General features: G+C 65.4%; 24 protein-coding genes. 18 read left to right on the top strand and 6 right to left on the bottom strand.

Translation table 11 applies throughout. From position 1 onward, the window contains the following. Positions 1-90 precede the first annotated feature (90 nt). Entirely contained in the window at positions 91-972 is an 882-nt protein-coding gene (locus RBJ75_RS22260; protein WP_044416342.1) for a LysR family transcriptional regulator, read from the top strand. 522 nt (positions 973-1,494) lie between these two features. On the opposite strand, the gene RBJ75_RS22255 is transcribed toward RBJ75_RS22260, so the two are convergent. Next, positions 1,495-2,040, bottom strand: coding sequence for a GNAT family N-acetyltransferase (locus RBJ75_RS22255; protein ID WP_044417208.1), 546 nt, complete (start codon positions 2,038-2,040; stop codon positions 1,495-1,497). A gap of 203 nt (positions 2,041-2,243) precedes the next feature. Continuing rightward, on the bottom strand, positions 2,244-4,055 hold the full coding sequence (locus RBJ75_RS22250; protein WP_276156958.1) for an ATP-binding protein: 1,812 nt from the start codon (positions 4,053-4,055) through the stop codon (positions 2,244-2,246). Positions 4,056-4,438: 383 nt separating this feature from the next. On the opposite strand from RBJ75_RS22250, the gene RBJ75_RS22245 reads away from it, so the two are divergent. The 4 genes from RBJ75_RS22245 (at position 4,439) to RBJ75_RS22230 (ending at position 8,662) form a co-directional block, all read left to right on the top strand. Next, entirely contained in the window at positions 4,439-5,815 is a 1,377-nt protein-coding gene (locus tag RBJ75_RS22245; RefSeq protein WP_044415239.1) for a malonyl-CoA decarboxylase, read from the top strand. Positions 5,816-5,900: 85 nt separating this feature from the next. Then, a complete protein-coding gene (locus RBJ75_RS22240; RefSeq protein ID WP_044415237.1) occupies positions 5,901-6,818 on the top strand; it encodes a pirin family protein in 918 nt (305 codons plus the stop codon). Between the two features lie 72 nt (positions 6,819-6,890). Beyond that, a complete protein-coding gene (locus tag RBJ75_RS22235) occupies positions 6,891-7,808 on the top strand; it encodes a phosphoribosylaminoimidazolesuccinocarboxamide synthase (protein ID WP_044415235.1) in 918 nt (305 codons plus the stop codon). Positions 7,809-7,864: 56 nt separating this feature from the next. Continuing rightward, positions 7,865-8,662: a crotonase/enoyl-CoA hydratase family protein gene (locus tag RBJ75_RS22230; protein WP_044415234.1), complete on the top strand. Its 798-nt coding sequence runs from the start codon at positions 7,865-7,867 to the stop codon at positions 8,660-8,662. A 97-nt stretch (positions 8,663-8,759) separates the two neighbouring features. On the opposite strand, the gene RBJ75_RS22225 is transcribed toward RBJ75_RS22230, so the two are convergent. Both RBJ75_RS22225 and RBJ75_RS22220 read right to left on the bottom strand, forming a co-directional pair. After that, positions 8,760-10,256, bottom strand: coding sequence for an NAD-dependent succinate-semialdehyde dehydrogenase (locus tag RBJ75_RS22225; protein WP_044415232.1), 1,497 nt, complete (start codon positions 10,254-10,256; stop codon positions 8,760-8,762). 179 nt (positions 10,257-10,435) lie between these two features. Further along, the gene (locus RBJ75_RS22220; RefSeq protein ID WP_044415245.1) at positions 10,436-10,765 is read right to left on the bottom strand and encodes a hypothetical protein; all 330 of its coding nucleotides are present in this window, start codon (positions 10,763-10,765) and stop codon (positions 10,436-10,438) included. Positions 10,766-10,986: 221 nt separating this feature from the next. On the opposite strand from RBJ75_RS22220, the gene RBJ75_RS22215 reads away from it, so the two are divergent. Next, on the top strand, positions 10,987-12,174 hold the full coding sequence (locus RBJ75_RS22215) for a serine hydrolase domain-containing protein (RefSeq protein ID WP_044415243.1): 1,188 nt from the start codon (positions 10,987-10,989) through the stop codon (positions 12,172-12,174). Between the two features lie 201 nt (positions 12,175-12,375). After that, positions 12,376-14,070, top strand: coding sequence for an AMP-binding protein (locus RBJ75_RS22210; RefSeq protein WP_044415230.1), 1,695 nt, complete (start codon positions 12,376-12,378; stop codon positions 14,068-14,070). 433 nt (positions 14,071-14,503) lie between these two features. Here RBJ75_RS22210 and RBJ75_RS22205 read toward each other — a convergent pair whose 3' ends face one another. Continuing rightward, complete coding sequence (locus RBJ75_RS22205; RefSeq protein WP_044415228.1) at positions 14,504-15,505, bottom strand: adenosine kinase; 1,002 nt, start codon at positions 15,503-15,505, stop codon at positions 14,504-14,506. A gap of 145 nt (positions 15,506-15,650) precedes the next feature. Between RBJ75_RS22205 and murJ the strand changes: the two genes are divergently transcribed. Further along, positions 15,651-17,204, top strand: a complete 1,554-nt coding sequence (gene murJ, locus RBJ75_RS22200) for a murein biosynthesis integral membrane protein MurJ (protein ID WP_044415227.1) — start codon at positions 15,651-15,653, stop codon at positions 17,202-17,204. A 66-nt stretch (positions 17,205-17,270) separates the two neighbouring features. Continuing rightward, the gene (trpS, locus tag RBJ75_RS22195; protein ID WP_044415241.1) at positions 17,271-18,317 is read left to right on the top strand and encodes a tryptophan--tRNA ligase; all 1,047 of its coding nucleotides are present in this window, start codon (positions 17,271-17,273) and stop codon (positions 18,315-18,317) included. Positions 18,318-18,532: 215 nt separating this feature from the next. On the opposite strand, the gene RBJ75_RS22190 is transcribed toward trpS, so the two are convergent. Next, positions 18,533-19,270 (bottom strand): outer membrane protein, encoded by a 738-nt coding sequence (locus RBJ75_RS22190; RefSeq protein ID WP_044413493.1) that lies wholly within the window; start codon positions 19,268-19,270, stop codon positions 18,533-18,535. Positions 19,271-19,551: 281 nt separating this feature from the next. Here RBJ75_RS22190 and RBJ75_RS22185 point away from each other — a divergent pair, with 281 nt between their 5' ends. The 9 genes from RBJ75_RS22185 (at position 19,552) to ybeY (ending at position 26,456) form a co-directional block, all read left to right on the top strand. Next, entirely contained in the window at positions 19,552-20,046 is a 495-nt protein-coding gene (locus RBJ75_RS22185) for a universal stress protein (protein ID WP_044413496.1), read from the top strand. Positions 20,047-20,189: 143 nt separating this feature from the next. Further along, the gene (locus tag RBJ75_RS22180) at positions 20,190-20,756 is read left to right on the top strand and encodes a NifU family protein (RefSeq protein WP_044413499.1); all 567 of its coding nucleotides are present in this window, start codon (positions 20,190-20,192) and stop codon (positions 20,754-20,756) included. Positions 20,757-20,907: 151 nt separating this feature from the next. After that, positions 20,908-21,606: a tRNA (adenosine(37)-N6)-threonylcarbamoyltransferase complex dimerization subunit type 1 TsaB gene (gene tsaB, locus RBJ75_RS22175; RefSeq protein WP_044413502.1), complete on the top strand. Its 699-nt coding sequence runs from the start codon at positions 20,908-20,910 to the stop codon at positions 21,604-21,606. A gap of 51 nt (positions 21,607-21,657) precedes the next feature. After that, positions 21,658-22,143 (top strand): ribosomal protein S18-alanine N-acetyltransferase, encoded by a 486-nt coding sequence (gene rimI / locus RBJ75_RS22170; protein ID WP_044413504.1) that lies wholly within the window; start codon positions 21,658-21,660, stop codon positions 22,141-22,143. 66 nt (positions 22,144-22,209) lie between these two features. Next, positions 22,210-22,641, top strand: coding sequence for a Fur family transcriptional regulator (locus tag RBJ75_RS22165; protein ID WP_152647756.1), 432 nt, complete (start codon positions 22,210-22,212; stop codon positions 22,639-22,641). A 2-nt stretch (positions 22,642-22,643) separates the two neighbouring features. Beyond that, positions 22,644-23,318, top strand: a complete 675-nt coding sequence (locus RBJ75_RS22160) for an HAD family hydrolase (protein ID WP_044413510.1) — start codon at positions 22,644-22,646, stop codon at positions 23,316-23,318. A gap of 105 nt (positions 23,319-23,423) precedes the next feature. Then, a complete protein-coding gene (gene miaB, locus RBJ75_RS22155; protein WP_044413513.1) occupies positions 23,424-24,815 on the top strand; it encodes a tRNA (N6-isopentenyl adenosine(37)-C2)-methylthiotransferase MiaB in 1,392 nt (463 codons plus the stop codon). 4 nt (positions 24,816-24,819) lie between these two features. Next, on the top strand, positions 24,820-25,878 hold the full coding sequence (locus RBJ75_RS22150) for a PhoH family protein (protein WP_052628970.1): 1,059 nt from the start codon (positions 24,820-24,822) through the stop codon (positions 25,876-25,878). Between the two features lie 68 nt (positions 25,879-25,946). Continuing rightward, positions 25,947-26,456 carry an rRNA maturation RNase YbeY gene (gene ybeY / locus RBJ75_RS22145; protein ID WP_276156972.1) on the top strand — a complete coding sequence of 170 codons (510 nt, stop codon included), beginning with the start codon at positions 25,947-25,949 and terminating at the stop codon, positions 26,454-26,456.

The raw sequence follows: 26,456 nt of genomic DNA, 5'->3' as shown, positions 1-26,456 counted from the left end.
CGCAAAGAGGGGCCATGACGGCGGTTTACCCGGCGCAATAAATCTCATAAAATGAATAATTGAGATGCTTTTAATCTCCAGGAGAGATGCATGGATCTGGCCGAGCTACGCATCTTCTGCGCCGTGGTGCGCGCGGGCGGCGTCACCCGCGCGGCCGAGCGGCTGCATCGAGTGCAGTCCAATGTCACCACCCGGCTGCGTCAGCTGGAGGACGATCTCGGCCAGCCGCTGTTCGTCCGCGAGGGCAAGCGGCTGCACCTGACCCCCGCCGGCCGGGTGCTGCTTGGCTACGCCGACCGCATCCTCGCGCTCGCCGACGAGGCCCGCGCCGCATTGCAGGATTCGCAGCCGCGCGGCGTGCTGCGCATCGGCGCGATGGAAAGCACCGCGGCGGTGCGCCTGCCCGCGCCGCTCAACGAATTTCACCGGCGCTATCCGCAAGTGACGCTGGAGCTGCGGATTGGCACGCCTGACGCGCTGGCCAAGGCGATCCTGGCCGGCGAACTCGACGCCGCCTTCGTCGCCGAGCCGATCGCCGATGCGCCGTTCGACAAGATGCACGCCTTCGACGAGGTGCCGGTGATCGTCTCCGCCGCCGATCATCCCGAGATCAGCGCGCAGGGCGCGGCTCCGCGCGCGGTGCTGGTGTTCGAGAATGGCTGCCCGCATCGCAAGCGGCTGGAAGATTGGTACAGGAAGCGCGGCGCGATGCCGGAGCGCACCACCGAACTCGGGTCGTATCACGCCATGCTCGGATGTGTCGTTGCCGGCATGGGCATCGCGCTGTTGCCCGAAAGCGTGCTGACAACTTTTCCGGAGAGCAAGCGGCTGACCGTTCATCGGCTGCCGGAAGGCGAGAACCGCGCCGAGACCGTGCTGATCTGGCGCAAGGGCACCAGCTCACCGAATATCGGGGCGCTGCAACAGGCGCTTCGCGACGCCGCCGCACTGCGTCCGAGCCTCGCTAGCTAAGATAACAGAACGGCCCGCGATATTATCGCTGAGAGTCTCACCAAGAGAAGGGATCAATTAGAATCAAGACTTCGAGGCCGTCATTGCGAGGAGCTATTGCGACGACGCAATCCAATCCTTGCTGGGCGACTCTGGATTGCTTCGCTGTCGGACGGCGCGACGCGCCGTCCTCGGCTCGCAATGACGAAATCGAGTTTGATGCTCTTGATTTCTTTTCCGCCCGACTCTGAGGAGGTCACCACCGACCGGGAAAATTCCCCAAGGCAAGAAGGGCGCGTGCGCCCAGATATCAAGACCTCGCGCGCGGCAGTCCTCCGGCCTGTCGGCTGGGTCAAAAGCCCATGATGATCGGATCCGACGGGGGTGAAGTCGGAGGCCGCTCCTTGGGCGTCCTGATTGGGATGCGTGGCGGATTTCCAATCCGCTCACTTTGTTATTACCACGTAGTTTGCATCCGGCTCTGGGGGCCGTCTGTGCAATTTCGCACCGGCGCATCGAAAATCGCGCGTTTCTATGTGCTGGTCACCCGGCAGGCCAAGCCTGGCGCCGCGTGACCCAAAGATCGGCGGGATGTCCGAACAGATCGATCTGCCGCTCGATCTTGGCGCCGAGCCGCCGCGCGACCGCTTGCGACCCGGCGTTCTCATGATCGATGCAATGCACGATCTGATCGACCCTGAAATTCGCGAACACCCAATCGATCGAGACCCGCGCTGCCTCCACCGCATAGCCCTTGCCGCGCGCCTCCTTGACGATGCCCCAGCCGACCTCGAAGCCGGGCCAGTTCGGCGGACACCACGGCCCGACCCGGCCGACAAAGCTGCCGCTGGATTTTTCCTCGACCACGAACATGCCGAAGCCGTGCAACGCCCAGTGCCCTGCCATCGTCGCCGCGTTACGCCAGCCGGTCAAAGCGTCGGTCACCGGCTTGTCGTCGACGGTGATGAATCGCGCGGTGCCCGGATCGGCGAGCATCGCGGTGTTGGGCGCGATGTCGGACGCCCGCCACGGCCGCAACAACAGCCGCGGCGTGTCCAGCACCGGCTCCCGGATCGGCGCGGGCCGCATCTGCGCAAAACTTATACCAGCAGGACTAGTATCAGCAGGACTTGGACCGGCATCCGCAGCATCGGGGCTATGCGACTCCTTCATCGGCCGAGATCCCTGGACGATTGATAAGCGCATGAATTGCGCTCTCGCCGATGATGCTAACGCAACATTCAGGGGTTGCAATCAAGCAGGACGATCGCGGCGCCGGCAGGCCGCGCGGCTCAAGCCGCGTTGGGCGATTTCAGCGCGGATCTTGTACTGGTCGACGTCATCAGCTGCTGCGGCGAAGCGACCTCAAGCGCAATGCGAATCGAGCGCGCGAGATCCGCCCTGCGGTAGGGTTTGGGCAGCAGCAGCACGCCGGGATCGAGCCGGCCATAATGGATGATGGTGTCGTCCGAATAGCCGGAAGTGAACAGCACCTTGAGGGATGCCCTGCGCCGCATCGCCTGTTCGGCGAGTTGACGGCCGTTCAGCGCGCCGGGCATGATCATGTCGGTAAACAGCAGATCGATGTGTTCCGCGTTGTCGATCACAACCAGGGCCTCCTCCGCATTGGCCGCCGACAGCGCCTGATAGCCCAGGCTTTGAATCTGCGCGATCACGAAATTCCGCACCAATTCATCGTCCTCGACCACCAGGATCGTCTCGCACACGCCAGTGGCCACCGCGGCGGCCGCCGGCACCGCGACGGATTGGACGCTCTCCGCCGCTTGCGGAAGATAGATCCGGATCGTCGTGCCGAACCCCTCGGTGCTGGAAATCCGGATTTGTCCGCCGGATTGCTGAACGAAGCCCTGAACCATGCTGAGCCCCAGGCCGGAGCCCTTGCCGACATCCTTTGTGGTGAAGAACGGCTCGCAGACTTTGTCGATCAGGTCGGCCGGAATGCCGTGGCCATTATCGGCCACCGAAATCAGCACATAGCGCCCGGGCGTAATGCCGTCGGCCGTAGGCTCGCTCGCATCGTCGAGAACGACATCGCTGGTTTCGATCGACAGCGTGCCGTTTTGCTCCATCGCGTCGCGGGCATTCAGCGCCAGATTGAGGATCGCATTGGTCAATTGGCCGGGATCGATCAAGGCGCGGGGCACCGTGGTGGCCAGATCCATCTTGATCTCGACCCGACGATCCAGCGTTTGCCGCAACAGGCTAGTGGCCTTCATCACCAGCGCATTGACGTCGACCTCGCGCGGCTGAAGCGGCTGCTTTCGCGCGAACGACAGCAGCCGCTGGGTGAGGTCGGCGCCGCGCGTCGCGGCGTCATCGACCATGTGGGCGAGTTCCGCCAGCGACGGCCGATCCGCAACCCCGTCGATCAACAGCTCCATATTTCCCACGATCACGGTGAGGATGTTGTTGAGGTCGTGGGCGATACCGCCGGTCAATTGCCCGACCGCTTCCATCTTCTGGGCCTGGCGAAGCTGCTGATCGGCGACGTCCTTGGCCTGCAGCATTTGCTCTTTCTCGATGACCATCGCCCTCATCTGGTCGACCGTGGCCTTCAGCTCCGCCGCCCGCGAGGCGGTGGAGACCGCCTCCGCCAGCACATTGGCAAAGCCGGTGAGAAAATTGATATCGTATTGGTCGAACTTCTGATGCCGGTCGCTGTCGATCTCGAGAATGCCATAAGGCTGTTCGTCGCTGCCCTTGATGATGACATCGACGATCGAGGCGATGCCGTGCTCGGCATAGAACGCGGGCAGGCTGAACCCTGCCGCCTGGATATCGTCGCAGACCGACGGCTCCCCGGTACTGAACGCTCGGCCTTGCGGTGAACTCATGTCGGCGCGCGACACCACATAGCCGACCACGCCATCGTTCCAGCCGAAACCGGCGACAACCAGCAGGTCGTTCTCCTCGGCGCGGTAGCGGCAGACCTTGCTGAAGCGAACACCCAGGCCTTCCGCGCAAGCCCTGGTCGCCTCGGTCAGGATCTTGTTCAGATCCCACTCGCGCAACGCAAAACTGCCGAACCGGGCGATCGCCGCCTGCTGCCGAAGCAACTTCTGGACTTCTGCGCCATCGGTCAAAATGTCAGCCCCTCAGAGTCGGCACCGCCTTCCCGCGGCGTAACGAATCTTTAAGTCGAATCAGACGGTCAGGATGCGCTTCCGGCGCCCGCCCGTGTGGTCCGTTTTGCACTCCTTTGATGCATCTCGTCGTTTCCCGACCCGGGGCCCGTTGCGTCGCCGCGAGAGGCCCGCTTCGGCAAAGCCGGAGGGTGCGATCGCCTTCGCCAGATCCGGGCGTACAGTCGGATCGTCGACGTCCTCAAAATTGCGGCACCGACGCGCCCGGAACCTTGAAGCGCCGACGGCGTCATTCCGCTTGCATGAGTTGCCGGTTGGCAACGGCAGCCACGGTTGGGTATGTTTCGACCCGATCAGGGACCCGCGGATCAGGAGACACATTAATGCCGAATGGCACGGACCGCAGCTCGGGTTTTCTCGGGGGACTGCTCAACACGCTGACCGAGCGCGGCCGCGGCCTGCTTGGCCGCACCAACCCGACCCCGATGTCGCAGACCGAACTGATCGCGCTCGGCGAGACACTGCTGTCACGACGCGGCGAAGCCACCGGGGTCGCGCTGGCCAATTCGCTGCATGCCGGCTATGCCGGGGCCAGCGAAGCCGACCAGCTTGGCTTTCTCAACGCGCTGGCGGAGCGGTTCGGTCCGGATCTGGCCGAACTCGACGCCGCGATTGATGTCGTGCGGGGCGGCGACGCATCGCCGCAGGCGATCGGCCGGCTGCACGACGCCGCCGAGCCGCGGCGGCAGGAATTGATCCGGCGGCTCAATCTGGCGCCCGGCGGCACCGCGTCGCTGGTGCGGATGCGCGCGGCGCTGCTCGGGCAGATCGCCGAGCATCCCCAGCTCAAGCATGTCGATGACGATTTCGTTCATCTGTTTTCGTCCTGGTTCAACCGGGGTTTCCTGGTGCTGCAGCGGATCGACTGGACCACGCCGGCCAATATCCTGGAAAAGATCATCCGCTACGAACAGGTCCATGCCATCAACGACTGGGACAATCTGCGGGCGCGACTGGCGCCGCCCGACCGGCGCTGCTACGGCTTTTTCCATCCCCAACTGGTCGATGAACCGCTGATCTTCGTCGAGGTCGCGCTGACCCGCGCGATTCCGGGGGCGATCACCCCGTTGCTCGACCTCGAGCGCACGCCGATCGCCGCCTCCGAGGCGACGACCGCGGTGTTCTATTCGATCTCCAATACCCAGAAGGGGCTGGCCGGAATCTCGTTCGGCCATTTCCTGATCAAGCAGGTGGTCGAGACCATCAAGAGCGAATTGCCCAACCTGCAGAATTTCGTGACGCTGTCACCGGCACCGGGCTTCGCCGCATGGCTGCGGCGCGAGCGCGAGGCCGATCCGCCGCGGCTCGACGCCGCGACCCGCGCCACGCTGGACCTGCTCGATGCGCCGGACTGGTTGGACAATCCGGAGCTTGCCGAGCGCGTCAAGCCGGTGCTGCAGCCGCTGGCGGCGGCGTATTTCCTGGAAGCCAAGACGCCGCGCGGCCAGCCGGCCGACCCGGTGGCGCGGTTTCATCTCGGCAACGGCGCCCGGCTAGAGCGGCTGAATTTTCTCGGCGACCGCTCGGCCAATGGATTGCGGCAGTCGCATGGGCTGATGGTGAATTATCTCTATGCGCTTGGCGAGATCGAAACCAACCACGAGGCCTTCGCCGAGCGCGGCCAGGTGACATCCTCGTCCGCGGTCCGCAAGCTGCTGGCGGCGCGTCCGCCGGCGGTCGAAAACGTCGCGGCGAGCTGAGGCGGCCGGGCGGCCAGACCGGGCCGTTGAAACCCGGCTCCCGTCCCGTCATGATGGCCGAAAGCTGTCACAGGAGTTTTCGCCCATGAGCTGGATGCCGTCGAACGATCCGCTGCTCGGTGACGCCAGGACCTGCGACGCGCTGGAGCTGATCATCGTGCCGCGCACCCGCGACCTCGGCGACGGCTTTTCGGTGCGCCGGGCGCTGCCGCACGGCAAGCGGCAGATGGTCGGCCCGTTCATCTTCTTCGATCATTTCGGCCCGGTGCAGTTCGTCTCCGGCAAGGGCATGGATGTGCGGCCGCATCCGCATATCGGCCTGTCCACGGTGACCTATCTGTTCGACGGCCGGATCATGCATCGCGACAGCGAGGGCAACGCCCAGGAGATCGCGCCCGGCGCGATGAACCTGATGACTGCCGGCCGCGGCATCGCACATTCCGAGCGCACCCCCGACGTCCAGCGCCGCGACGGCCAGCAGATGCTCGGGCTGCAAAGCTGGATCGCCCTACCGAAAGACAAAGAAGAGATCGCGCCGTCGTTCCAGCATTTCGGCGCCGCGACGCTGCCGACCGTCACCGACACCGGCTTTACCGCGCGGATCATCGCCGGCTCGAGCTTCGGGCAATCCTCGCCGGTGGCGATGGCGTCGCCCTGGTTCTATGCCGAGGTCGGCGTCGCGGCCGGGAGCAGCGTACCGCTCGATCCCGATCACGAGGAGCGCGCGATCTATCTGGTCGACGGCGAGATCAAAATCGCCGGCGACCGCCATACCGGGCCTTGCCTGTTGATCTTTCGGCCCGGCGACCGCATCACGGTGCGGGCGATCAGCGCGGCGCGGATGATGTTTCTCGGCGGCGACGCGCTGGAAGGCCCGCGCCATATCTGGTGGAATTTCGTCTCCTCCAGCAAGGAGCGGATCGAACAGGCCAAGCAGGACTGGAAAACCGGCCGCTTCGCCCACGTCCCCGACGAGACCGAATTCATTCCGCTGCCGGAATGATACAGTCCCGGCGATTCCATGTTCGCGCTGCGCCGGCGCCCGCCGGCCCGCCCTGTTGTGAAAGTCCCAATAATGCCCCCCATGCTCGCCAGCGACCTGCCCCTTGAAAAGATCGGGCGCGGCAAGGTCCGCGATATCTACGCCGTCGATGCCGACCGGCTGCTGCTGCTGACCACCGACCGGATCAGCGCCTTCGACGTGGTGATGGCGGAAACCATTCCGATGAAGGGCGCGGTGCTGACCCAGATCAGCGCCTGGTGGTTCAACCAGCTCGGCGGCGTGGTGCCGCACCACATGATCTCGGCCGACGCCGACGACATCATCGCCCAGGTGCCGGCGCTGGCCGGGCAACGCGCCGCACTGGCCGGGCGCGCCATGCTGTGCCGGCGGAGCACGGTGTTTCCGATCGAATGCGTGATCCGTGGCTATCTGACCGGCTCGGCGTGGAAGGAATATGCCGCCTCGGGCACGCTGGCCGGCGAGAAACTGCCCGAGGGCCTGCTAGAAAGCGCCAAGCTCGAGCCGTCGATCTTCAGCCCGGCCACCAAGGCCGAGACCGGCCATGACGAGAACATCACCATCGCGCAGATGCGGGAGGCGGTCGGCGACGAAGACGCCTACACGCTGGAGAGCATGAGCCGCGCGGTCTACACCCAGGGCGAGGCGATCGCCCGCGAGCAGGGCATCATCATCGCCGACACCAAATTCGAATTCGGCCGCGACGCCGACGGCCGCATCATCCTGATCGACGAGGTGATGACACCCGACAGTTCGCGGTTCTGGGCCGCCGACGTGTATCAGCCCGGCCGGTCGCAGCCCTCCTTCGACAAGCAGCCGCTGCGCGACTATCTCGATGCCGAACGCCGCGCCGGGCGCTGGAATGGCGACGCCCCGCCTCCGCCGCTGCCGGCCAATGTGGTCGAGGCCACCAGCAAGCGCTATCTCGACGCCTATCGGCGGCTGACCGGCGCGGATCTGGTCGTGACCTGACCGACTCAACGCGAACCGATCCCGCAAAGGGACGGCAAGACCAAGGGAGCAACGCCATGGACCAGACCGACATCCTCGTCGAGCGCGACGGGCCGGTGACCATCATCTCGATCAACCGGCCGCATCGTCGGAATGCCGTCGACGGCCTGACCGCGCGCAAATTATTCGACGCGTTTCTGGCGTTCGACGCCGACGCGGCCGCCTCGGTGGCGGTGTTCACCGGGATCGGCGGGCATTTCTGCGCCGGCGCCGATCTCAAGGCGGTGGCGGCCGGCGACATCAACAAGAAGCGCGAAGTCGGCGGCCATCAGTCGATCGCCCCGATGGGGCCGAGCCGGTTGCGATTGGGAAAGCCGGTGATCGCCGCGATCGAGGGCTATGCGGTGGCGGGCGGGCTGGAGCTGGCGCTGTGGGCCGACATGCGGGTCGCCGCCGCGGGCGCTACCTTCGGGGTGTTCTGCCGCCGGTTCGGCGTGCCGCTGATCGATCTCGGTACCATCCGGCTGCCGCGGCTTATCGGCCATTCCCAGGCCATCGACCTGATCCTCACCGGCCGCCCGGTCGGCGCCGAGGAGGCGCACCGCATCGGGCTGGCCAACCGGCTGGTGCCGGATGGCGAAGCACGCGCGCGGGCGATCGAGCTGGCCAAACAGATCGCGCAATTTCCGCAGGCCTGCCTGCGCGCCGACCGGCTATCGGCACTCGGCCAATGGGACCTCGACGAAGAGGACGCCATCGCCAATGAAATGCGCGGCGGCCTCGCCGTGATCGCCTCGGGCGAAACGCTCGACGGCGCCTCGCGCTTTGCCTCCGGCGAAGGCCGCCACGGCGCATTCGGAAGCCGCAAGGGATAGCTACAACGCCGCAAGGCTGGCGTCTCACCCGAGGCTGCGCGCAGTTTCGCGCCGCCTCAGACTCACATCCGAGACGGCGCGAAATGCGGGGGCGATTTCAGATCCCCGCCATCATCACATATTTGATCTCGACATATTCTTCCATGCCGTGATGCGAGCCTTCGCGGCCGAGGCCCGATTCCTTGACGCCGCCGAAGGGCGCGACTTCGGTGGTGATCAGGCCGGAATTGACCCCGACCATGCCGGTTTCCAGCGCCTCGGAGACCCGCCAGACCCGGCCGAGATCGCGCGAGTAGAAGTAGCTCGCCAGCCCGAACGGCGTGTCGTTGGCGAGCTTGATCACCTCGTCCTCGGTCTTGAAACGGAACACCGGCGCCAATGGCCCGAAGGTTTCCTCCCGCGCCACCAGCGCGCCGGCCGGCACATCGGCCAGCACGGTCGGCTCGAAGAAAGTGCCGCCGAGCGCGTGGCGCTTGCCGCCGGTGATCACCTTGGCGCCGTGCGACAGCGCATCTGCGATGTGCTTTTCGGTCTTCGCCACCGCGGCTTCATTGATCAGCGGGCCTTGCGTCACGCCCTGTTCGGTGCCGTCGCCGATCTTCATCGCGGCGACCTTGGCGGCGAGTTTCTCGACGAAGGAATCGTAGACGCCGTCCTGAACGTAGAGCCGGTTGGCGCAGACGCAGGTCTGGCCCATGTTGCGATATTTCGACACCATCGCGCCTTCGACGGCGGCATCGACATCGGCATCGTCGAACACGATGAAGGGGGCGTTGCCGCCGAGTTCGAGACCGAGCTTCTTCACCCCGACCGCGGCCTGCTGGTACAGGATCTTGCCGACCTTGGTGGAGCCGGTGAAGCCGACAAAGCGCACCGCCGGATGTTCGCACAGCACCTTGCCGATCGCCGAGGCGTCGCCGGTGATGATGTTGAACACGCCCTTGGGCACGCCGGCCTGCTCGGCCAGTGCCACCAACGCCAGCGCGCTCAGCGGCGTCTCCATCGCGGGCTTCAGCACCACGGTGCAACCCGCCGCCAGCGCCGGCGAGACTTTGCGGGTGATCATCGAATTCGGGAAATTCCACGGCGTGATCGCGCCGCAGACCCCGAGCGGCTGGCGGATCGCGATCAGCCGGGCGTCGGGGCGCTGCGTCGGGATCGTCTCGCCATAGACCCGGCGCGCCTCCTCGGCGAAGAATTCGACGTAAGCCGCGCCGATATCGACTTCGCCCAGCGCCTCGGCGAGCGGCTTGCCCTGCTCCGAGGTCAGGATCAGCGCCAGATCCTCGCGGTTGGCGATGATCAGGTCGAACCATTTGCGCAGGATGTTGGAACGCTGCTTGGCGGTGAGCTTGGCCCAGGCCGGAAACGCGCGCTCGGCGGCTTCGACCGCCTGGGTGGCCTCCGCGGCGCCCAGATTCGGCACCTTGGCGAGTTCGATGTCGTTGACCGGATTGGTCACCGGAAAATCCGGCGTTCCGGTCCAGGCGCCGTCGATGAAACAATGCTCGCGCAGCAGCGCGGGATCCTTCAGGCGATCGCGGAGCGAGGGCGGGGTGGGTTTCGCGCTGCGCGCGGCGGCGGTCGGGGACATCTTGATTCCTCCAGCGTTTCTTCGATCGCATGAGCTGCCGGCCATCGGGCCGGCTCGGTGACGCGCACACTATACAGGCTCAAATGATCTAAGGCACGCCGCCTCGGCCCCGCGGTCAGAGGATGTGATGGCCGCAAATCTGCATGCCACGTCGGACAGGCCGCAAGCCATGCCGCCGATCAGGCCATGCCGCTCATATAGGCTTCGCGGCGGCCCATCATGCCTTCCGCCATCGCCTTGGCGTCGGAGCGCCGCGACGTCGCGCAGGTGCGGTATTCAAGATTTGGCATATCCGCCGTGCCACGCCGGCCGAACCATGAGCCCAGCGATCGCGGCGCGATCTCCAGTCGCGCCAGCGCCATCGCCACATTGTCGACGGCCGCGAAGCCGAACAGGGCGCCGGATCCGGCATAGCGCACCTCGTACAGGCCGGGCCCGATCGGGGCTTCGATATTCTCACCGCGCAACGGGGTGGGGTAGCGCTTCCATTCGCTCCAGGTCGAGATCATCATCTGCCTTCCGCATCGCTGCATCAGATTTGCATCAAATTGTTCGCGGCCAAATCGTGGCCGGATTGAGAACGGCGACGCCCAGATTTCGTTCCAGATCGATTGATCCGACCTCTCCCATTTTGCCGCCCTTGTCGCGGCGCTTCGATCTGCCGACTTGCCGGATGCTGCCAATCGGACAACAATTCCCGGGTTCCAAAAAACCAAAATGGGAGGACGCCATGCAGGACAAGTCACAGATCGATCAGATTTTGCGGCAGAAATCCGAGGCCGGAGAGATTCCCGGCGTGGTCGCGATGGCGGCCAGCGGCAGTGAGGTGATCTATCAGGGCGCGTTCGGCAAACGCGATCTGTCGAAGCCCGACGCGATGACGCCGGACAGCGTGTTCTGGATCGCCTCGATGTCCAAGGCGATCACCGCTGCCGCCGCGATGCAACTGGTCGAGCAGGGCAAGCTGTCGCTCGACGAGCCGATCGGCAAGGTGCTGCCCGATCTGGCTGCGCCGCAGGTGCTGGAGGGCTTCGACGACAAGGGCGAGCCGCGCCTGCGCCCGGCCAGCAGGCCGATCACGCTGCGGCATCTGCTCACCCACACTTCGGGCTTCTGCTACGACATGTGGAACGCCGACATGGTGGTCTATCGCGAAAAGACCGGGACGCCGGCCATCACCTCTTGCCTGCATGCGGCGCTGCAAGCCCCGATCATGAGCGATCCCGGCACCCGCTGGGAATATGGCATCGGCATCGATTTCGTCGGCAAGGCGGTGGAGGCGGCGAGCGGCGTGCGGCTCGACGCCTATCTGCACGACCATGTGCTGGCGCCGCTCGGCATGACCGATACCGGCTTCAGGATCAGCGACGCGATGCGCGCGCGGCTGGTGGCGATGCATGCGCGCGGGCCGGATGGCTCACTGACGCCCATCCCGTTCGAGTTGGAACAGGATCCGGAGTTTCACATGGGCGGCGGCGGACTCTACGGCACCGCCGGCGACTACATCAAATTCGCCCAGATGATCCTCAACAAGGGCCGCCACAACGGCAATCAGATCCTGCAGCCCGAAACAATCGCGCAGATGGGGCAGAACCACATCGGCGATCTCAGCATGGGCAAGATGACATCCGCCATCGCGATGGTGACCAACGACGTCGAGCTGTTCCCCGATATCGAGAAGAAATGGGGCCTCAGCTTCATGATCAATACGGCGGCGACGCCGCAGGGCCGCAGCGCCGGCAGCCTGGCCTGGGCCGGCCTCGCCAACACCTATTACTGGATCGATCCGTCGCGCGACATTTGCGGCGTGATCCTGATGCAGGTGTTTCCCTTCGCGGATAGCAGGTGTCTGGAAACTTTCGCGGGCTTCGAGGCGAAGGTCTATGCCGCGCTCGACGCCGCCCAACAGGCGGCGTAACGCGGCTCCGGCTCGGCACTCGCCCGTGAGCTAGAAACCCGAAGCCATGCGTCGGGCGGCACATTATCTGCCGCCCGACGCTTGATTCGACCACGCCTGCGGGGTCAGACTGCGGGCGCTGCGAGCGCGGCCAATAATCGTTCAAAAGCGTGACGCGACGAAGCGGGCCATGCGTGCCCGGCGAGCAATGGAGGAATCGACGTGACCGACAGAGCAGGAAGTTATGTGTGCGGCGTGGCCGATGCGCCGCTGCTCGGCGACACCATCGGACGCACGCTTGATCTGGCGGCGCAGCGATGGCCGGATCGCGAGGCGCTGGTGTCGCCCTCTCACGACGTGCGCTGGACCTGGCGCGATTTCGCCGCGCGGGTCGACGACCTTGCCGCCGGCTTCCTGGCGCTCGGTCTGGAGCGCGGCGCGCGGATCGGGGTGTGGTCGCTGAACCGGCCGGAATGGACGCTGACCCAATTCGCCGCCGCCAAGGCCGGGCTGATCCTCGTCACCATCAATCCGGCCTACCGGTTGAGCGAACTCGAATTCGCGCTCGCCAAGGTCGGCTGCACCGCTCTGGTCACCGCGACCGCGTTCAAGACCAGCAACTACATGGAGATGCTCAACACGCTGGTCCCCGAACTGGCGCGCGCCGAACCGGGCCAGCTCAAATCCGCCAAACTGCCGATGCTGCGCGCCGTGATCCAGATCGGCGGCCCGAAATGCCCCGGCACCATCGCGTTCGACGAGGTCGCCCGGATGGGCGGCACGCGCCACCGCGAGGCGCTCGCCACACTGGGGCAGATGCTGCAATTCGACGCCCCGGTCAACATCCAGTTCACCAGCGGCACCACCGGATCGCCGAAGGGCGTCACCCTGACGCATCACAACATTCTCAACAATGGTTACTTCGTCGGCCGCGCGATGCGGCTGACCGAGCAGGACCGGATCTGCATTCCGGTGCCGCTGTATCATTGCTTCGGCATGGTGATGGGCAACCTCGCCTCGGTGACCAGCGGCGCCACCATGGTCTATCCCGGCGAGGGCTTCGATCCGCTCGCCACGCTGCAGAGCGTCGAGCAGGAAAAATGCACCGCGCTGTATGGCGTGCCCACCATGTTCATCGCCGAACTCGACCATCCGGATTTCGCCAAATTCGATCTGTCGTCGCTGCGCACCGGCATCATGGCGGGCGCGCCGTGCCCGGTCGAGGTGATGCGCCGCGTCAACGATCTGATGAATATGCGCGAGGTGACGATCGCCTATGGGATGACCGAGACCAGCCCGGTCAGCTTCCAGAGCGCGGTCGACGATCCGCAGGAGCGCCGGGTCTCGACGGTCGGCCGGATTCATCCGCATGTCGAGGTCAAGGTGATCGATCTCGAGGGTCGGGTGGTGCCGCGCGGCGAGCGCGGTGAACTCTGCACCCGCGGCTATAGCGTGATGCTGGGCTATTGGGACGAGGCGGAGAAAACCGCCGACGTGCTCGACGACGCCGGCTGGATGCACACCGGCGATCTCGCGGTGATCGACGCCGAGGGTTATTGCAACATCGTCGGCCGCATCAAGGACATGGTGATCCGCGGCGGCGAGAACCTGTATCCGCGCGAGATCGAGGAATTCCTCTATCGCCATCCGAAGATTCAGGACGTGCAGATCTTCGGCGTCGCCGACGACCGCTATGGCGAGGAATTATGCGCCTGGATCCGCGTCCGCGCCGGCGAGGCGCTGACCACCGACGAAGTCCGGGAATTCTGCCAGGGCCAGATCGCCCACAACAAAATCCCGCGCTACATCGAATTCGTCGGCGAATTCCCAATGACGGTGACCGGCAAGATCCAGAAATTCATCATGCGCGAAAAGGTGGAGTCGCGGCTCGGGCTGACAGCCGCGAAGACGGCGTGACGAGTATCGCTGCGAAAGACGCTGTCATTGGAATAGAGGTTGTCATTCCGGGGCACGCGCCGCGCCAGCGGCGCGTGAACCCGGAATCCCGCCCCGCATTCAGCCGCAGCCGTTTCGCGCCGCCACACGGTGCCGCGAGATTCCGGGTTCGCTCGAGCTGCGCTCTCGCGCCCCGGAATGACTGACTTTGATGTGGCCCACCTGACTTTGATGTGGCCCGACGCCGCCTGCTCACCGCGCTGCTGAGCCAGCGACAATCGATCCAGCCAAATGCCGCCTTCACCTCTCCCATAGGGAGAGGTCGGATCGCGCAGCGATCTGGGTGAGAGGTTCTAAACTATCGAGCGGCCACTCCGTCACCCCATCCCTCTCCCATGGCAGAGGGCGCGCGCCGCCGTCGCGGCCAAAGCCGTCGACCGACAAGAATGCGGCGTCAGACCGGCAGGCCGTTCTGCAGCGCCAGATCCTTCAGCGACACCTGCGGCCGGGCGCCGATGTGCTGGATCACTTCGGCGGCGGCCAGCGCGCCGAGCCGGCCGGCATTCTCATAGCCGGCATTGCGCACCAGGCCGAACAGGAAGCCGGCGGCGAACAGATCACCGGCGCCGGTGGTATCAACCAGCGTGTCGATCTTGGCCGCAGGCACCAGCGTGACGCCGTCCTGGGCGACCACGGCGCAGCCCTTCTCGCTGCGGGTGACGACGCCGAGCTTGACGTCGTCCGCCAGCTGCTTCAGCGCCGTGTCAAAATCGGAGGTCTGGTACAGCGCGTGCAATTCCGACTCATTGGCGAAGATCAGGTCGACGGTGCCGGAGCGCATCAACTGCAGGAATTCGTCGCGGTAACGATCCACGCAGAACGCATCCGACAGCGTCAGCGCCACCTGGCGGCCGGCGCCATGCGCGATGGTCGATGCTTTCAGGAAGGCGTCCTTGGCGTTCTTCGGATCCCACAGATAGCCTTCCAGATAGGTGATCGCCGAGGCCGCGATCTGGGCCTCGTCGATGTCGTCGGGGCCGAGGTCCTGGGCGGCGCCGAGATAAGTATTCATGGTGCGCTCGCCATCCGGCGTCACCAGGATGTAGGAACAGCCGGTGGCCGGCCCGTCCTTGGCCGCCTTGGTCTCGAACGCCACCTTGGCGGCGCGAATGTCGTGGCTGTAGAGCTTGCCGATCTGGTCATCCTTGACCTTGCCCACATAGGCGGTGCGGGCGCCGAAATTGGCCAGACCGACGATGGTGTTGGCGGCCGAGCCGCCCGACATCTCCACCGCCTGCCCCATCGCGGCGTAGATCGCGGCGGCGCGGGGTTCGTCGATCAGCGCCATGCCGCCCTTGGCCATGCCGTGCTTGACCAGGAAATCGTCTTCGGTGCGCACCAGCACGTCGAAAATCGCATTGCCGATGGCGAGCACGTCATATTTGGCTGAGGTCATGAAAAATTTGTCCCGTTGCGACGATTGCGATGGCCCGGAAAATCCGGTCCAACTCACTGATCTGCTGGCGTGGAGGATGGGTAATTGAGGTCGCGGCCTATCACGATCCCCCCCTCGGCTCAAGGCCAGCCCGTTTGAAGGTCACATGATCCGCCCCTTCCTCACCGTCTCCGCCGGAACGCTGCTGTCGCGGCTGCTCGGCTTTGCGCGCGACGCCCTGGTGGCGGCGCTGCTCGGCACCGGCTTTGTCGCCGACGGATTTCTGCTGGCGTTTCAACTGGTCAATGTCACAAGGCGGCTGTTGACCGAAGGCGCGCTGAACGCCGCTTTGGTGCCGGCCTGGCTGCGGCAGCGCGACGCCAATGGCGCTGTCGCGGCCGCCGCCTTCGCCGGCCGGTTGGTCGGCAGTATCGGGCTGGCGATGCTGATCGCCGCCTTGCTGCTCGGCGTGCTGATGCCCTGGGTGATCGGGGCGCTGGCGCCGGGTTTTGTCGGCCAGCCGAGCCTGCCACTCGCCGTCACCGACGCCCGCTTGATGCTGCCCTATCTGGCCTTCGCCGGCCCGGTGGCGGTGCTGATGGGGCTGTTGAACGCGCAGGGCCGCTTCGCGCTGACAGCGTTCTCGCCGCTATTGTTCAACCTCGCCTTGATCGGCGTGATGATCGCGCTGTTGATCTGGCGGCGCGACGCCGCCGACGCCGCGACGCTGATCGCCGCCACGGTGGGCCTGGCCGGGCTGCTGCAGCTGAGCGTTCTGGCGATGCATCGCGGCGAGCGACTGGCGACGCCGCTGCGGGCGTCATTCGACGCCGCGATGCGCGGCTTTTTCGCCAAGGCCATCCCCGGGATGCTGGCCAATTCGGGCCCGCAATTGCTGATCGTCGCCGGCGCCATCGTGGCCTCGGCGGCACCCTCGGCGGTGGCCTGGCTGTATTTCGCCAACCGGCTGATCGAATTGCCGCTCGGCATCGTCGGCGCCGCGATGGGAAGCGTGCTGGTGCCGGAACTGACCCGCGCGGTGCGCGGCACCGACCCCGGCGCGATCGCAAAGGCGGAATCCCACGCGCTGGAGCTCGCGATCGGTCTGGGGCTGCCGGCCGCATTGGGCCTGATGGTGCTGAGCCAGCCGATCGTACGGCTGCTGTTCGAACATGGCGCCTTCGGCGCCGCCGACACCGCAGCGACCGCGCAAGCGCTGACCCTGCTGGCGCTGGGGCTGCCGGCGCATGTGCTGAGCAAGGCGCTGGCGCCGGCGTTTTTCGCCCGCGACAATACCAAGGTCCCGCTGCAGGCGATGCTGACCGGGCTCGGTACCGCCATCGTGGCGGCGTTGCTGCTGGGGCACTGGTTCGGCGTCGCGGGCGTGGCCGCCGCAGTGGCGCTCGGGGCCTGGGGCTCGGCGATCCTGCTGATCCGGCGCGGCGCGACGACCTTCGGCTTCGCGCTGGCCGCGGCAACGCGGCGCCGGCTGGTCCTGATCGTGCTCGCCGCTTTGGCGATGGCCGGGCTGCTGTGGCTGAAGGCGAGCTTTGCGCTGCCGCTGGCAGCGCAGGCCCATGGGGCGATCCAGGCGCTCGCGCTTGGCCTGCTGATCGCCGGCGGCATCGCGGTCTATGGCGGGTTGCTGGTGCTGTTCGGCGTCGTCAACCCGTCAGAGCTGCTGCGCGCGATCCGGCGACCTGACGGCTTGCGCGACTGACGCCCGCATGGCAGAGCACGGCGCCTGACGGCAGGAATGGCGCCGAAGGCGCGCAGGGACAACAGCATGACGATCGAACGGGTCTTCTCCGGCGTGCAGCCGACCGGCAATCTGCATCTCGGCAATTATCTTGGCGCCATCGTCAATTTCGTCAAATTGCAGGCGACGCATAATTGCATCTATTGCGTGGTCGATCTGCACGCCATGACCATGCCGATCGCGGTCTGGGGCGGCCCGGACGAGCTGCGCCGCCACACCCGCGAGGTCACATCGGCCTTCATCGCGGCGGGCATCGATCCCACAAAGCAGATCATCTTCAACCAGAGCCAGGTCGCCGAACACGCCGAACTGGCCTGGGTGTTCAATTGCGTGGCCCGGCTCGGCTGGCTGAACCGGATGATCCAGTTCAAGGAAAAGGCCGGCAAGGACCGCGAAAACGCCTCCGTGGGCCTCTATGACTATCCGGTGCTGATGGCCTCCGACATTCTGGTCTACCGCGCCACCCATGTCCCGGTCGGCGAGGACCAGAAGCAGCATCTGGAACTGACCCGCGACATCGCCCAGAAATTCAACAATGATTTCTCGGCATCGATCGCCGCGCAGGGATTCGGCGATGGCTATTTTCCGATGCCCGAGCCGGTGATCACCGGCGCCGCGACGCGGGTGATGAGCCTGCGCGACGGCACCAAGAAAATGTCGAAGTCGGACCCGTCGGATTATTCCCGGATCAACCTCACCGACGACGCCGACACCATCGCGCAGAAGATCCGCAAGGCCAAGACCGACCCGGAGCCGTTGCCGAGCGAGGAAAAGGGCCTGGAAACCCGGCCCGAGGCCGACAATCTGGTCGGCATCTATGCGGCGCTGGCCGACAAGCCGAAGTCAGAGGTTTTGGGCGAATTCGGCGGCGCGCAGTTTTCCGGCTTCAAATCCAATCTGGTCGACCTGGCGGTGACCAAACTGGCGCCGATCGCCACCGAAATGAAGAAGCTCACCTCGGATCAGGCCTATGTCGATTCGGTGCTGGCCGACGGCGCCGACCGGGCGCGGGCGATCGCGCTGGAAACCATGAACGCGGTGAAGGACATCGTCGGCATGGTTCGCAAGAAGTAGCGCGCGGCGGCGAAGGTCGAGAGGTCCGGCGCGCGGCCGGACTTTCTCATGCCAACGGACTTTGCCGTTGCCTCTTCGATTTGGTCATGGCCGGGCTTGTCCCGACTATCCACGTCTTTGATCCGGCACTGCTTTCAAGGCGTGGATGCCCGGCACAAGGCCGGGCATGACGAACGAGAGGCAATGGCCGTATCATATACGTGCGTCAAAGACGGTCAGTAGCGCGCCGTCATCGCGGCCGGGGCGCCGAACTGATAGGTCAGGCCGACACGGACCACGTTCATGCTGAGCTTGAACGGCTCGACCGTGTGGGTCTGTTCGCCAAGATCGGCGTAGAGATATTCCACTCTGGTGCTCCAATTCGAGGCCAGCTTGTATTCGATGCCGCCGCCCACCGTGTAGCCGACGTGCCAGGCCTTGTCGGCGGTCGACAATGACTGGCCAAACAGCGACGCCGAGAAGGTCGAGGACACCTGCGCGGTCGCGACGCCGCCTGTCGCGTAGAGCAGCGCCGGCCCGAACGCGTAGCCGACCCGTCCGCGCGCCGAGAACAGCGCGTCGATCTTCGACGTCTGCTGATCCGAGAAAGTGCCGCCCAGCAGCGGGAAGTCATAGAAGACGCTGCCCTTGATGGAGGCGTAGCTGCCGTCGGCCTCGACGCCGAACACGATATCTCCAACCTGATAATTGTAGCCGGCATGGGCGCCGAACACGCCGCCATCCGGCTTGTGATTCAAATTCTCGTCGATCAGAGTCCGGAACACCGGATCGACGTCGGAGGCCTCGAAATCACCCCAGCCATAGCCGGCGTGAGCACCCACATAGAACCCGGTCCAGGAGGGCGCCGCAGCGACCATGATGGGCGCCTTGTATAGACCACGGGCGGGCATATCGGCCGCCATGGCGGCAATCGGGAGCAGGCAGAACGCGCCGGTTATCACGAGCGTCTTCATTGTCGGGCTCCTGGGTTTGCGAATCTCAGCCTTATGGCTGAGGTAACCGGTAACACCCGCCTTGCGTGCCCGATGTCCACAATGGACATCGGGAGATATAAAGGACGGACGTGCTGTTCTTGCCACAGTCTCGCAACGTCGCTTGGCGTGCGGATAGCACGGCGGCAAGCTCATCGATCGCGGCCGACGCAAGTCGGAGCCGCAACCGCTTGTCTAACAATGCCGCGCCGTGGCACCATGTCGCAGGGGCGCGGGCGCGCCCCGTTCGCATTGGGACATGCATGACCACTCAGCGACAAAGCTACCGGCCGGACCACCGGCCGAAATGTCTGGTGATCGTCGATGAGACCGCCGAATGGGATCGCGCGGTCTACTATGCCAGCCGCTGGGCGGTGCGCGTCGGCGGCGGCGTGGTGATGCTGCGCGTGATCGAGACGCTCGACCGCAACCAGCAATGGCTCGGAGTCGCCGATGTGATGCGCGCCGAAGCCATCGAGATCGCCGAGACCGTGCTCGATCGCGCCTCCGGCCGCGCCAACGGCATCGCGGCAATCACCCCGGAGCGGGTGATCCGCGAAGGCGACCCGGTTCCGCAGATTCTCGACGTGATCGACAAGGACGTCGACATCGTCATGCTGGTGCTGGCGGCAAGCGACGCTGCGGAAGGCCCCGGCCCGATCGTCGCCACCTTGCTGCGCCACATCGGCAGCTTCCCGATCCCGGTGACGATCGTGGCGGCCAGCATGACCGACGACGACATCGACGCGCTGTCGTGACCGCAGTCAACGTCCGACTCAAACCCCTGAGAAGCCCGCTATATGCATAACGGTTCCGCCCGCCTTGATCGTGCGTTCCTGATCGCCATCTGTTAAAGGACCACGAAGCCCCGGCCTTGAACCGGCGACGACGGAGACCATCGATGTTCATCCAGACCGAAGCCACGCCAAACCCCGCCACTTTGAAGTTCATTCCCGGCCGCGTCGTGCTCGACAGCGGCACCATGGACTTCACCGACCGCGCCGCCGCCGCCCGCTCGCCGCTGGCCGTGCGGCTGTTCGACGTGCCCGGCGTGACCGGGGTGTTCTACGGCTCGGATTTCGTCACCGTCACCAAGGACGACACCGACTGGCAGCATCTGAAGCCGGCGATCCTCGGCGCCATCATGGAACATTACATGTCGGGCGCGCCGATCATGGCCGATGGCCGGGTCGATGGCGACGAGCCCTCAGAGGACGACGAGTTCTTCAGCGCGGCCGACGCCGAGACCGTCGACATCATCAAGGATCTGATCGAGACCAGGGTGCGTCCGGCGGTTGCCAATGACGGCGGCGACATCACCTTCCGCGGCTTCAAGGACGGCATCGTCTATCTGAAAATGCAGGGCGCCTGCTCCGGCTGCCCGTCCTCCACGGCGACGCTGCAGCACGGCATCCAGAACCTGCTGAAGCATTTCGTGCCCGATGTGGTCGAAGTTCGTCCGGTCTGATCGAAGCCGCACGGCCCCACGACTGCCTGCCGATTGTGCGCTGCCAATGCAGCGTGCAGATTGTGCATTGCGCCGAACCCGGCCCGAAATACTCGCCACATTGCCGCCGCAGAGCATGACGCGGCATTGGCGTTGCTGCTAGACTACCCGGATGTTGATCCTCGCCATCGATACCGCGCTCGACGCGTGCGCTGCCGCAGTGCTGGATACCGAGGCCAATCGGCTGATCGCGCGCGAATCCGAGCCGATGCAGCGCGGCCACGCCGAGGCGCTGATGCCGATGATCGCCCGGGTGATCAAGGCCTCCGGCCTCGGCTTTCCGCAGCTCGACCGAATCGCCGTGACCACCGGCCCGGGCAGTTTTACCGGCCTGCGCGTCGGGCTGTCGGCCGCGCGCGGCATCGCGCTGGCCGCCGGCAAGCCCGCGGTCGGCTTCACCACGCTGGCCGCCTATGCGGCGCCGCTGCTCAGTGAGCACGACGACTCGCCGATCGTTTCGGCGATCGATGCACGGCATGATCAGGTTTACTACCAAGTGGTCAGCGGCAACGGGACCAGTATGGTGAAGCCGCAAATCGCGCCGATCGCGCAGGTCCTTGCCACGGCCTGCGTCGGCGCGCCGCGACTGGTCGGCAATGCGGCGCGGATCTTGGCCGATCGCTGGCCGGCGACGGCCGAACCTGCCGCGCTGGTCGACGCCCAGCCGGCGCCGGATATCGCCTGGGTGGCGTGGCTCGGCGCCGCCGTGACGCCGGAAACCGCGCCGGCACGGCCCTATTATCTGCGTCCGCCCGACGCCAAGCCGCAGACCGACCCGCTGCGGTTCTCGCCGCAACCGCTCGCGGGATGACCATCGCCATGATGGCGTCCGAAAAGGTGACCTGCCGATGATGCCCCGCCGATGATGGACTGGCTTGCAGAGTTTTGGGGCTATGCCGAAGCGCGGGTCGAAGGCGCGACGCTGCGCGACAGCCCGAAACTAGCGGAACTGCATGGCGCTTCGTTTCACCGCGGCTGGGGCGAGGAAGAATTCGAGGACATGCTGACCCAGCGCAACACGCTGGTTCATCGGCTGCGGGTGGGACGGCGAATCGTCGGCTTCGTGGCGTCGCGGATGGCGGCCGACGAGGCCGAGATCCTGTCGATCGCGCTGGCGCCCGGCTATCGCGGCCGCGGATTGTCGCGCGGTCTGCTGCTGACGCATCTGGGCCATCTCGCCGGCCGCGGCATCGTCAAGGTGTTCCTGGAGGTCGAAGAAAACAATCAACCGGCGCTGCGATTGTACAACTGGGCCGGTTTCGTCGTCGCCGGGCGCCGCGAGCGCTATTACCGGCAACCCGATGGGGAACAATTGAACGCATTGCTAATGCGTCGCGACTTGTCCTAGACCCTCCGCGGTGGCAGAACACACCGCATTGTCGCAAACCATTCTCCCATCACCAAGTTGAACGCCATGTCCGAACTCAAGGCCACCGAAATCGAAGCGCGCTGCGCCGCCACCGGCATGCGCATGACCGAGCAGCGCCGCGTCATCGCGCGGGTGCTGGCCGAGGCCGTGGACCATCCCGACGTCGAGGAATTGTATCGCCGCTGCGTCGCCGTCGATGACAAGATCTCGATCTCGACGGTGTATCGCACCGTCAAGCTGTTCGAGGATGCGGGCATCATCGAGCGCCACGATTTCCGCGAGGGCCGCGCCCGCTACGAGCAGATGCGCGACAGCCATCACGACCATCTGATCAATCTGCGCGACGGCAAGGTGATCGAATTCACCAATGAGGAGATCGAGAAGCTGCAGGCCGAGATCGCCCGCAAGCTCGGCTACAAGCTGGTCGATCACCGCCTCGAATTGTATTGCGTGCCGCTGGACGACGACAAATCCTGAGCTTGAATTACGACCTCGTCATCTTCGACTGCGACGGCGTGCTGGTCGATAGCGAGGCGCTGGCCTGCCACGTCCATGCCGAGCTGCTGACGCAGCACGGCTACGCCATTACGGCGGATCAGGTGCATGATCGTTTCCTCGGCCGGTCGGCGCGCGAGGCGCGGTTTGAGGTCGAGTCTGAACTCGGCCGCGCCCTGCCCGACAGCTATACGGCGCAACTCAAGGCCGCGATCGATCTGGCGTTTGGCGCGTCGTTACAGCCCATCGCCCATGTCGCCGAGACCTTGCCAGGATTGTCACAGCGCATCTGCGTGGCCTCGTCGGGCACACCGACCCGGATCGTCAGCAGCCTCACCACCACCGGATTGCTGAGCTTCTTTTCCCCGCATCTGTTTTCGGCCAGCGACGTCGCCAATGGCAAGCCGGCCCCGGACCTGTTCCTGTTTGCCGCGCAACGGATGCAGGTCGCGGCTGAGCGCTGCGTGGTGATCGAGGACAGTATTGCGGGCGTCACCGGCGCGGCGGCCGCCGGCATGACGGTGTTGGGATTTCATGGCGGCAGCCATTGCCGGCCGAGCCATGCCGCCGCGCTGCGCGCCGCCGGCGCCGTGGCGAGCTTCGCCGATATGCGCCAACTGCCTGCGATGATTGACCAAATGCACCTCAAGCCAGCCTGACGCCGCGATTCGGCCGCGGCGGCGAGATGCTGGATTTCCGCGGCTTTAGCCTGTAATTGGGCATCGCGCCGTATCCGCGCCGCTTTATCACGTCATTCAGGTTCCATGGATCAGCCGCGCAAGCTGCATATCAAATCATTTGGCTGTCAGATGAACGTCTACGATGCCCAGCGCATGGTCGACGTGCTGGCGCCGCAGGGCTTTGTCGAAACCGCCAATCCCGACGACGCCGATCTGGTGATTCTCAACACCTGCCACATCCGCGAAAAGGCCTCGGAGAAAGTCTATTCCGAGCTCGGACGGCTGCGTGTCGCCAAGGACGAGGCCGCCCGCGACGGCCGCAAGATGAATATCGTGGTCGCCGGCTGCGTCGCCCAGGCCGAGGGCGACGAGATCATCCGCCGCCAGCCTGCCGTCGATGTCGTGGTCGGCCCGCAAAGCTATCACCATCTGCCGCAGCTGCTGGCGCGGGCCAAAAGCCGTGGCCGCGCGCTGGAGACCGAGTTTCCGGTCGAGGACAAATTCGGATTCCTGCCGCCGCCCTCGGTCGACGCGATCCGCGCCCGCGGCATTTCGGCCTTCGTCACCGTGCAGGAAGGCTGCGACAAATTCTGCACCTTCTGCGTGGTGCCTTACACCCGCGGCTCGGAAGTCTCGCGCCCGGTGGCGAAAATCGTCGACGATGTGCAGCGGCTGGCCGACAATGGCGTGCGCGAAGTCACCCTGATCGGCCAGAACGTCAACGCCTATCATGGTGACGGCCCCGACGGCCGGGCCTGGTCGCTCGGCCGCCTGCTCGGCCATCTGGCGGCGATTCCGGGGATCGCGCGGCTGCGCTATTCGACCAGCCATCCGCTCGACGTCGATGATTCGCTGATCGAGGCGCATCGCGATCTGCCGGCGCTGATGCCGTTTGTACATCTCCCCGTGCAGTCCGGTTCCGACGCGATTTTGGCGGCGATGAACCGCAAGCATACCGCCGATGATTATCGCAGAGCCGTCGATCGATTCCGCAAGGCTCGCCAAGACATTGCTTTTTCATCGGATTTCATCGTCGGCTTCCCCGGCGAGAGCGAGCAGGACTTCGCCGCGACGCTCGCGCTGGTCACACAAATCGGCTACGCTGGGGCCTATTCTTTCAAGTATTCGCCGCGGCCAGGGACGCCGGCGGCGGAGATCCGGGAGACGGTGTCAGCGGCGGTGATGGACGAGCGATTGGGGCGGCTCCAGCAATTGATCGACGATCAGCAATCGGCATTCAATCGGACGGCGATTGGAACCAGCGTCGATGTGCTGTTCGAACGCGCCGCGCGCAATGATGGCCAGATCGTCGGCCGCACCGCCTATCTGCAGCCGGCCCATGTGATCGCCCCACCGGACATCATCGGGCAGGTTCTGCCCGTGCGGATCGACAGTCTCGAGCGTTACAGCCTGATCGGCGAGTTGGCGGACCCGCCGTTGCGGCCACCCCTGTCCGCCATGTCCATGGGAGCCTGACCCCTTGCCAAAAAGCGTATCGGATTTGCCTTCGCTCGCCTCCCGCCGCAGCAAACTCGACCGCGCCCCCCAGACCCAACCGGAAACGCAAGTGGTCGTCGCCTTCGACGATAATCGCGCCGCTTCGGCCCTGGTCGGCCCCTATGGACAGAATCTGGCGCTGATCGAGCGACGGCTCGCCGTCGTGGTCGATTCCCGCGGCAACCACATCACCATCGCCGGGACCAGCGAAGGCTGCGACGCGGCGCGGCGGGTGCTGGAGACGCTGTACGGCCAGGCCATCGCCGGCCATGAGCTGGCGCAGGGCGACGTCGAAGGCGCTATCCGCGCGGTGATCGCCCAGGGCTCGCTGTTCGAATTCGACCCCAAGAGCTCGGCCTCGGCCTTCGAGGCGATCAATTTGCGCAAACGTCCGGTGCGGGCGCGCACCGCGGCGCAGGATTCCTACATTCGCGCTTTGAAGCGCCACGAGCTGGTGTTCGGGATCGGCCCGGCCGGCACCGGCAAGACCTGGCTGGCGGTGGCGCAGGCGGCGCAATTGTTCGAACGCAAGGAAGTCGACCGCATCATCCTGACCCGCCCGGCGGTGGAAGCCGGCGAGCGGCTCGGGTTTTTGCCGGGCGACCTGCGCGAAAAGGTCGATCCCTATCTGCGCCCGATCTATGATGCGCTGTATGATCTGATGGATTCGCGAATCGTCGAGCGCGCGCTGCAGACCGGCGAGATCGAGATCGCGCCGCTGGCCTTCATGCGCGGGCGGACCCTGACCAATGCGGCGATCATTCTCGACGAAGCGCAGAACACCACGTCGATGCAGATGAAGATGTTTCTGACCCGATTAGGCGAGAACAGCCGGATGATCGTCACCGGCGATCCCAGCCAGGTCGACCTGCCCAACGGCCAGCCTTCGGGCCTGGCCGAGGCGACCAAGCTGCTCGACGGCGTCGAGGGCATCGCCCAGGTTAAATTCACCGCCGAAGACGTGATCCGCCACGAATTGGTGGCGCGGATCGTCGCGGCCTATGAGGGATTGCCGCAGAAGCCGGCAACCAATCGACCTTGACCCACAATGCAGGCTCTGTGAGCGGCTTCGATCGGATCGGGCCAGCTCAGGAAAGTAATTTCGGACCAATGACGCGCCATGCCCTACCCGCCACGGAAGTTCTGGTCGTTGCCGACTGCTGGCAGGCCGAAACCGAGGCCGAGGCCACCGTGCTGCGCGCCATCGCGGCCGCCGCCGAAAGCGTCGATGCCGATACCGGCGACGCCGAACTCGCCGTGATGCTGACCGACGATGCCGGCATCCGCACCCTGAACGCCAATTGGCGCGGCATCGACAAGCCGACCAATGTGCTGTCGTTTCCGGCGTTGCAGCCGCCCGGCGGGATCGAGCCCGACGATGCCCCGCGGATGCTCGGCGACATCGCCATCGCCTATGAGACGGTGCGGCGCGAGGCCGACGACGAGGGCAAGCCGTTCGTCAACCACCTCAGCCATCTGGCGGTCCACGGTTTCCTGCATCTGGTCGGCTACGATCACGAAAGCGAAGCCGAGGCCGAGGCGATGGAAGACGTCGAGCGCCAGATCCTGGCCGGGCTCGGCATTCCGGACCCTTACGCCGACCAGGATCGGGTGGTCTGA

Source organism: Rhodopseudomonas sp. BAL398, from assembly GCF_033001325.1.
GTDB lineage: Bacteria > Pseudomonadota > Alphaproteobacteria > Rhizobiales > Xanthobacteraceae > JARJEH01.
Note: the sequence above shows the minus strand (reverse complement) of the source record. Positions and strands in the feature narration are given on the sequence as shown.

Coding starts and splice junctions, on each gene's coding strand:
- RBJ75_RS22260 (WP_044416342.1), top strand. CDS start 91: ATGGATCTGGCCGAGCTACGCATCTTCTGCGCCGTGGTGCGCGCGGGC.
- RBJ75_RS22255 (WP_044417208.1), bottom strand. CDS start 2,040: ATGCGGCCCGCGCCGATCCGGGAGCCGGTGCTGGACACGCCGCGGCTG.
- RBJ75_RS22245 (WP_044415239.1), top strand. CDS start 4,439: ATGCCGAATGGCACGGACCGCAGCTCGGGTTTTCTCGGGGGACTGCTC.
- RBJ75_RS22240 (WP_044415237.1), top strand. CDS start 5,901: ATGAGCTGGATGCCGTCGAACGATCCGCTGCTCGGTGACGCCAGGACC.
- RBJ75_RS22235 (WP_044415235.1), top strand. CDS start 6,891: ATGCCCCCCATGCTCGCCAGCGACCTGCCCCTTGAAAAGATCGGGCGC.
- RBJ75_RS22230 (WP_044415234.1), top strand. CDS start 7,865: ATGGACCAGACCGACATCCTCGTCGAGCGCGACGGGCCGGTGACCATC.
- RBJ75_RS22225 (WP_044415232.1), bottom strand. CDS start 10,256: ATGTCCCCGACCGCCGCCGCGCGCAGCGCGAAACCCACCCCGCCCTCG.
- RBJ75_RS22220 (WP_044415245.1), bottom strand. CDS start 10,765: ATGATCTCGACCTGGAGCGAATGGAAGCGCTACCCCACCCCGTTGCGC.
- RBJ75_RS22215 (WP_044415243.1), top strand. CDS start 10,987: ATGCAGGACAAGTCACAGATCGATCAGATTTTGCGGCAGAAATCCGAG.
- RBJ75_RS22205 (WP_044415228.1), bottom strand. CDS start 15,505: ATGACCTCAGCCAAATATGACGTGCTCGCCATCGGCAATGCGATTTTC.
- murJ (WP_044415227.1), top strand. CDS start 15,651: ATGATCCGCCCCTTCCTCACCGTCTCCGCCGGAACGCTGCTGTCGCGG.
- trpS (WP_044415241.1), top strand. CDS start 17,271: ATGACGATCGAACGGGTCTTCTCCGGCGTGCAGCCGACCGGCAATCTG.
- RBJ75_RS22190 (WP_044413493.1), bottom strand. CDS start 19,270: ATGAAGACGCTCGTGATAACCGGCGCGTTCTGCCTGCTCCCGATTGCC.
- RBJ75_RS22185 (WP_044413496.1), top strand. CDS start 19,552: ATGACCACTCAGCGACAAAGCTACCGGCCGGACCACCGGCCGAAATGT.
- RBJ75_RS22180 (WP_044413499.1), top strand. CDS start 20,190: ATGTTCATCCAGACCGAAGCCACGCCAAACCCCGCCACTTTGAAGTTC.
- tsaB (WP_044413502.1), top strand. CDS start 20,908: ATGTTGATCCTCGCCATCGATACCGCGCTCGACGCGTGCGCTGCCGCA.
- rimI (WP_044413504.1), top strand. CDS start 21,658: ATGATGGACTGGCTTGCAGAGTTTTGGGGCTATGCCGAAGCGCGGGTC.
- RBJ75_RS22165 (WP_152647756.1), top strand. CDS start 22,210: ATGTCCGAACTCAAGGCCACCGAAATCGAAGCGCGCTGCGCCGCCACC.
- miaB (WP_044413513.1), top strand. CDS start 23,424: ATGGATCAGCCGCGCAAGCTGCATATCAAATCATTTGGCTGTCAGATG.
- ybeY (WP_276156972.1), top strand. CDS start 25,947: ATGACGCGCCATGCCCTACCCGCCACGGAAGTTCTGGTCGTTGCCGAC.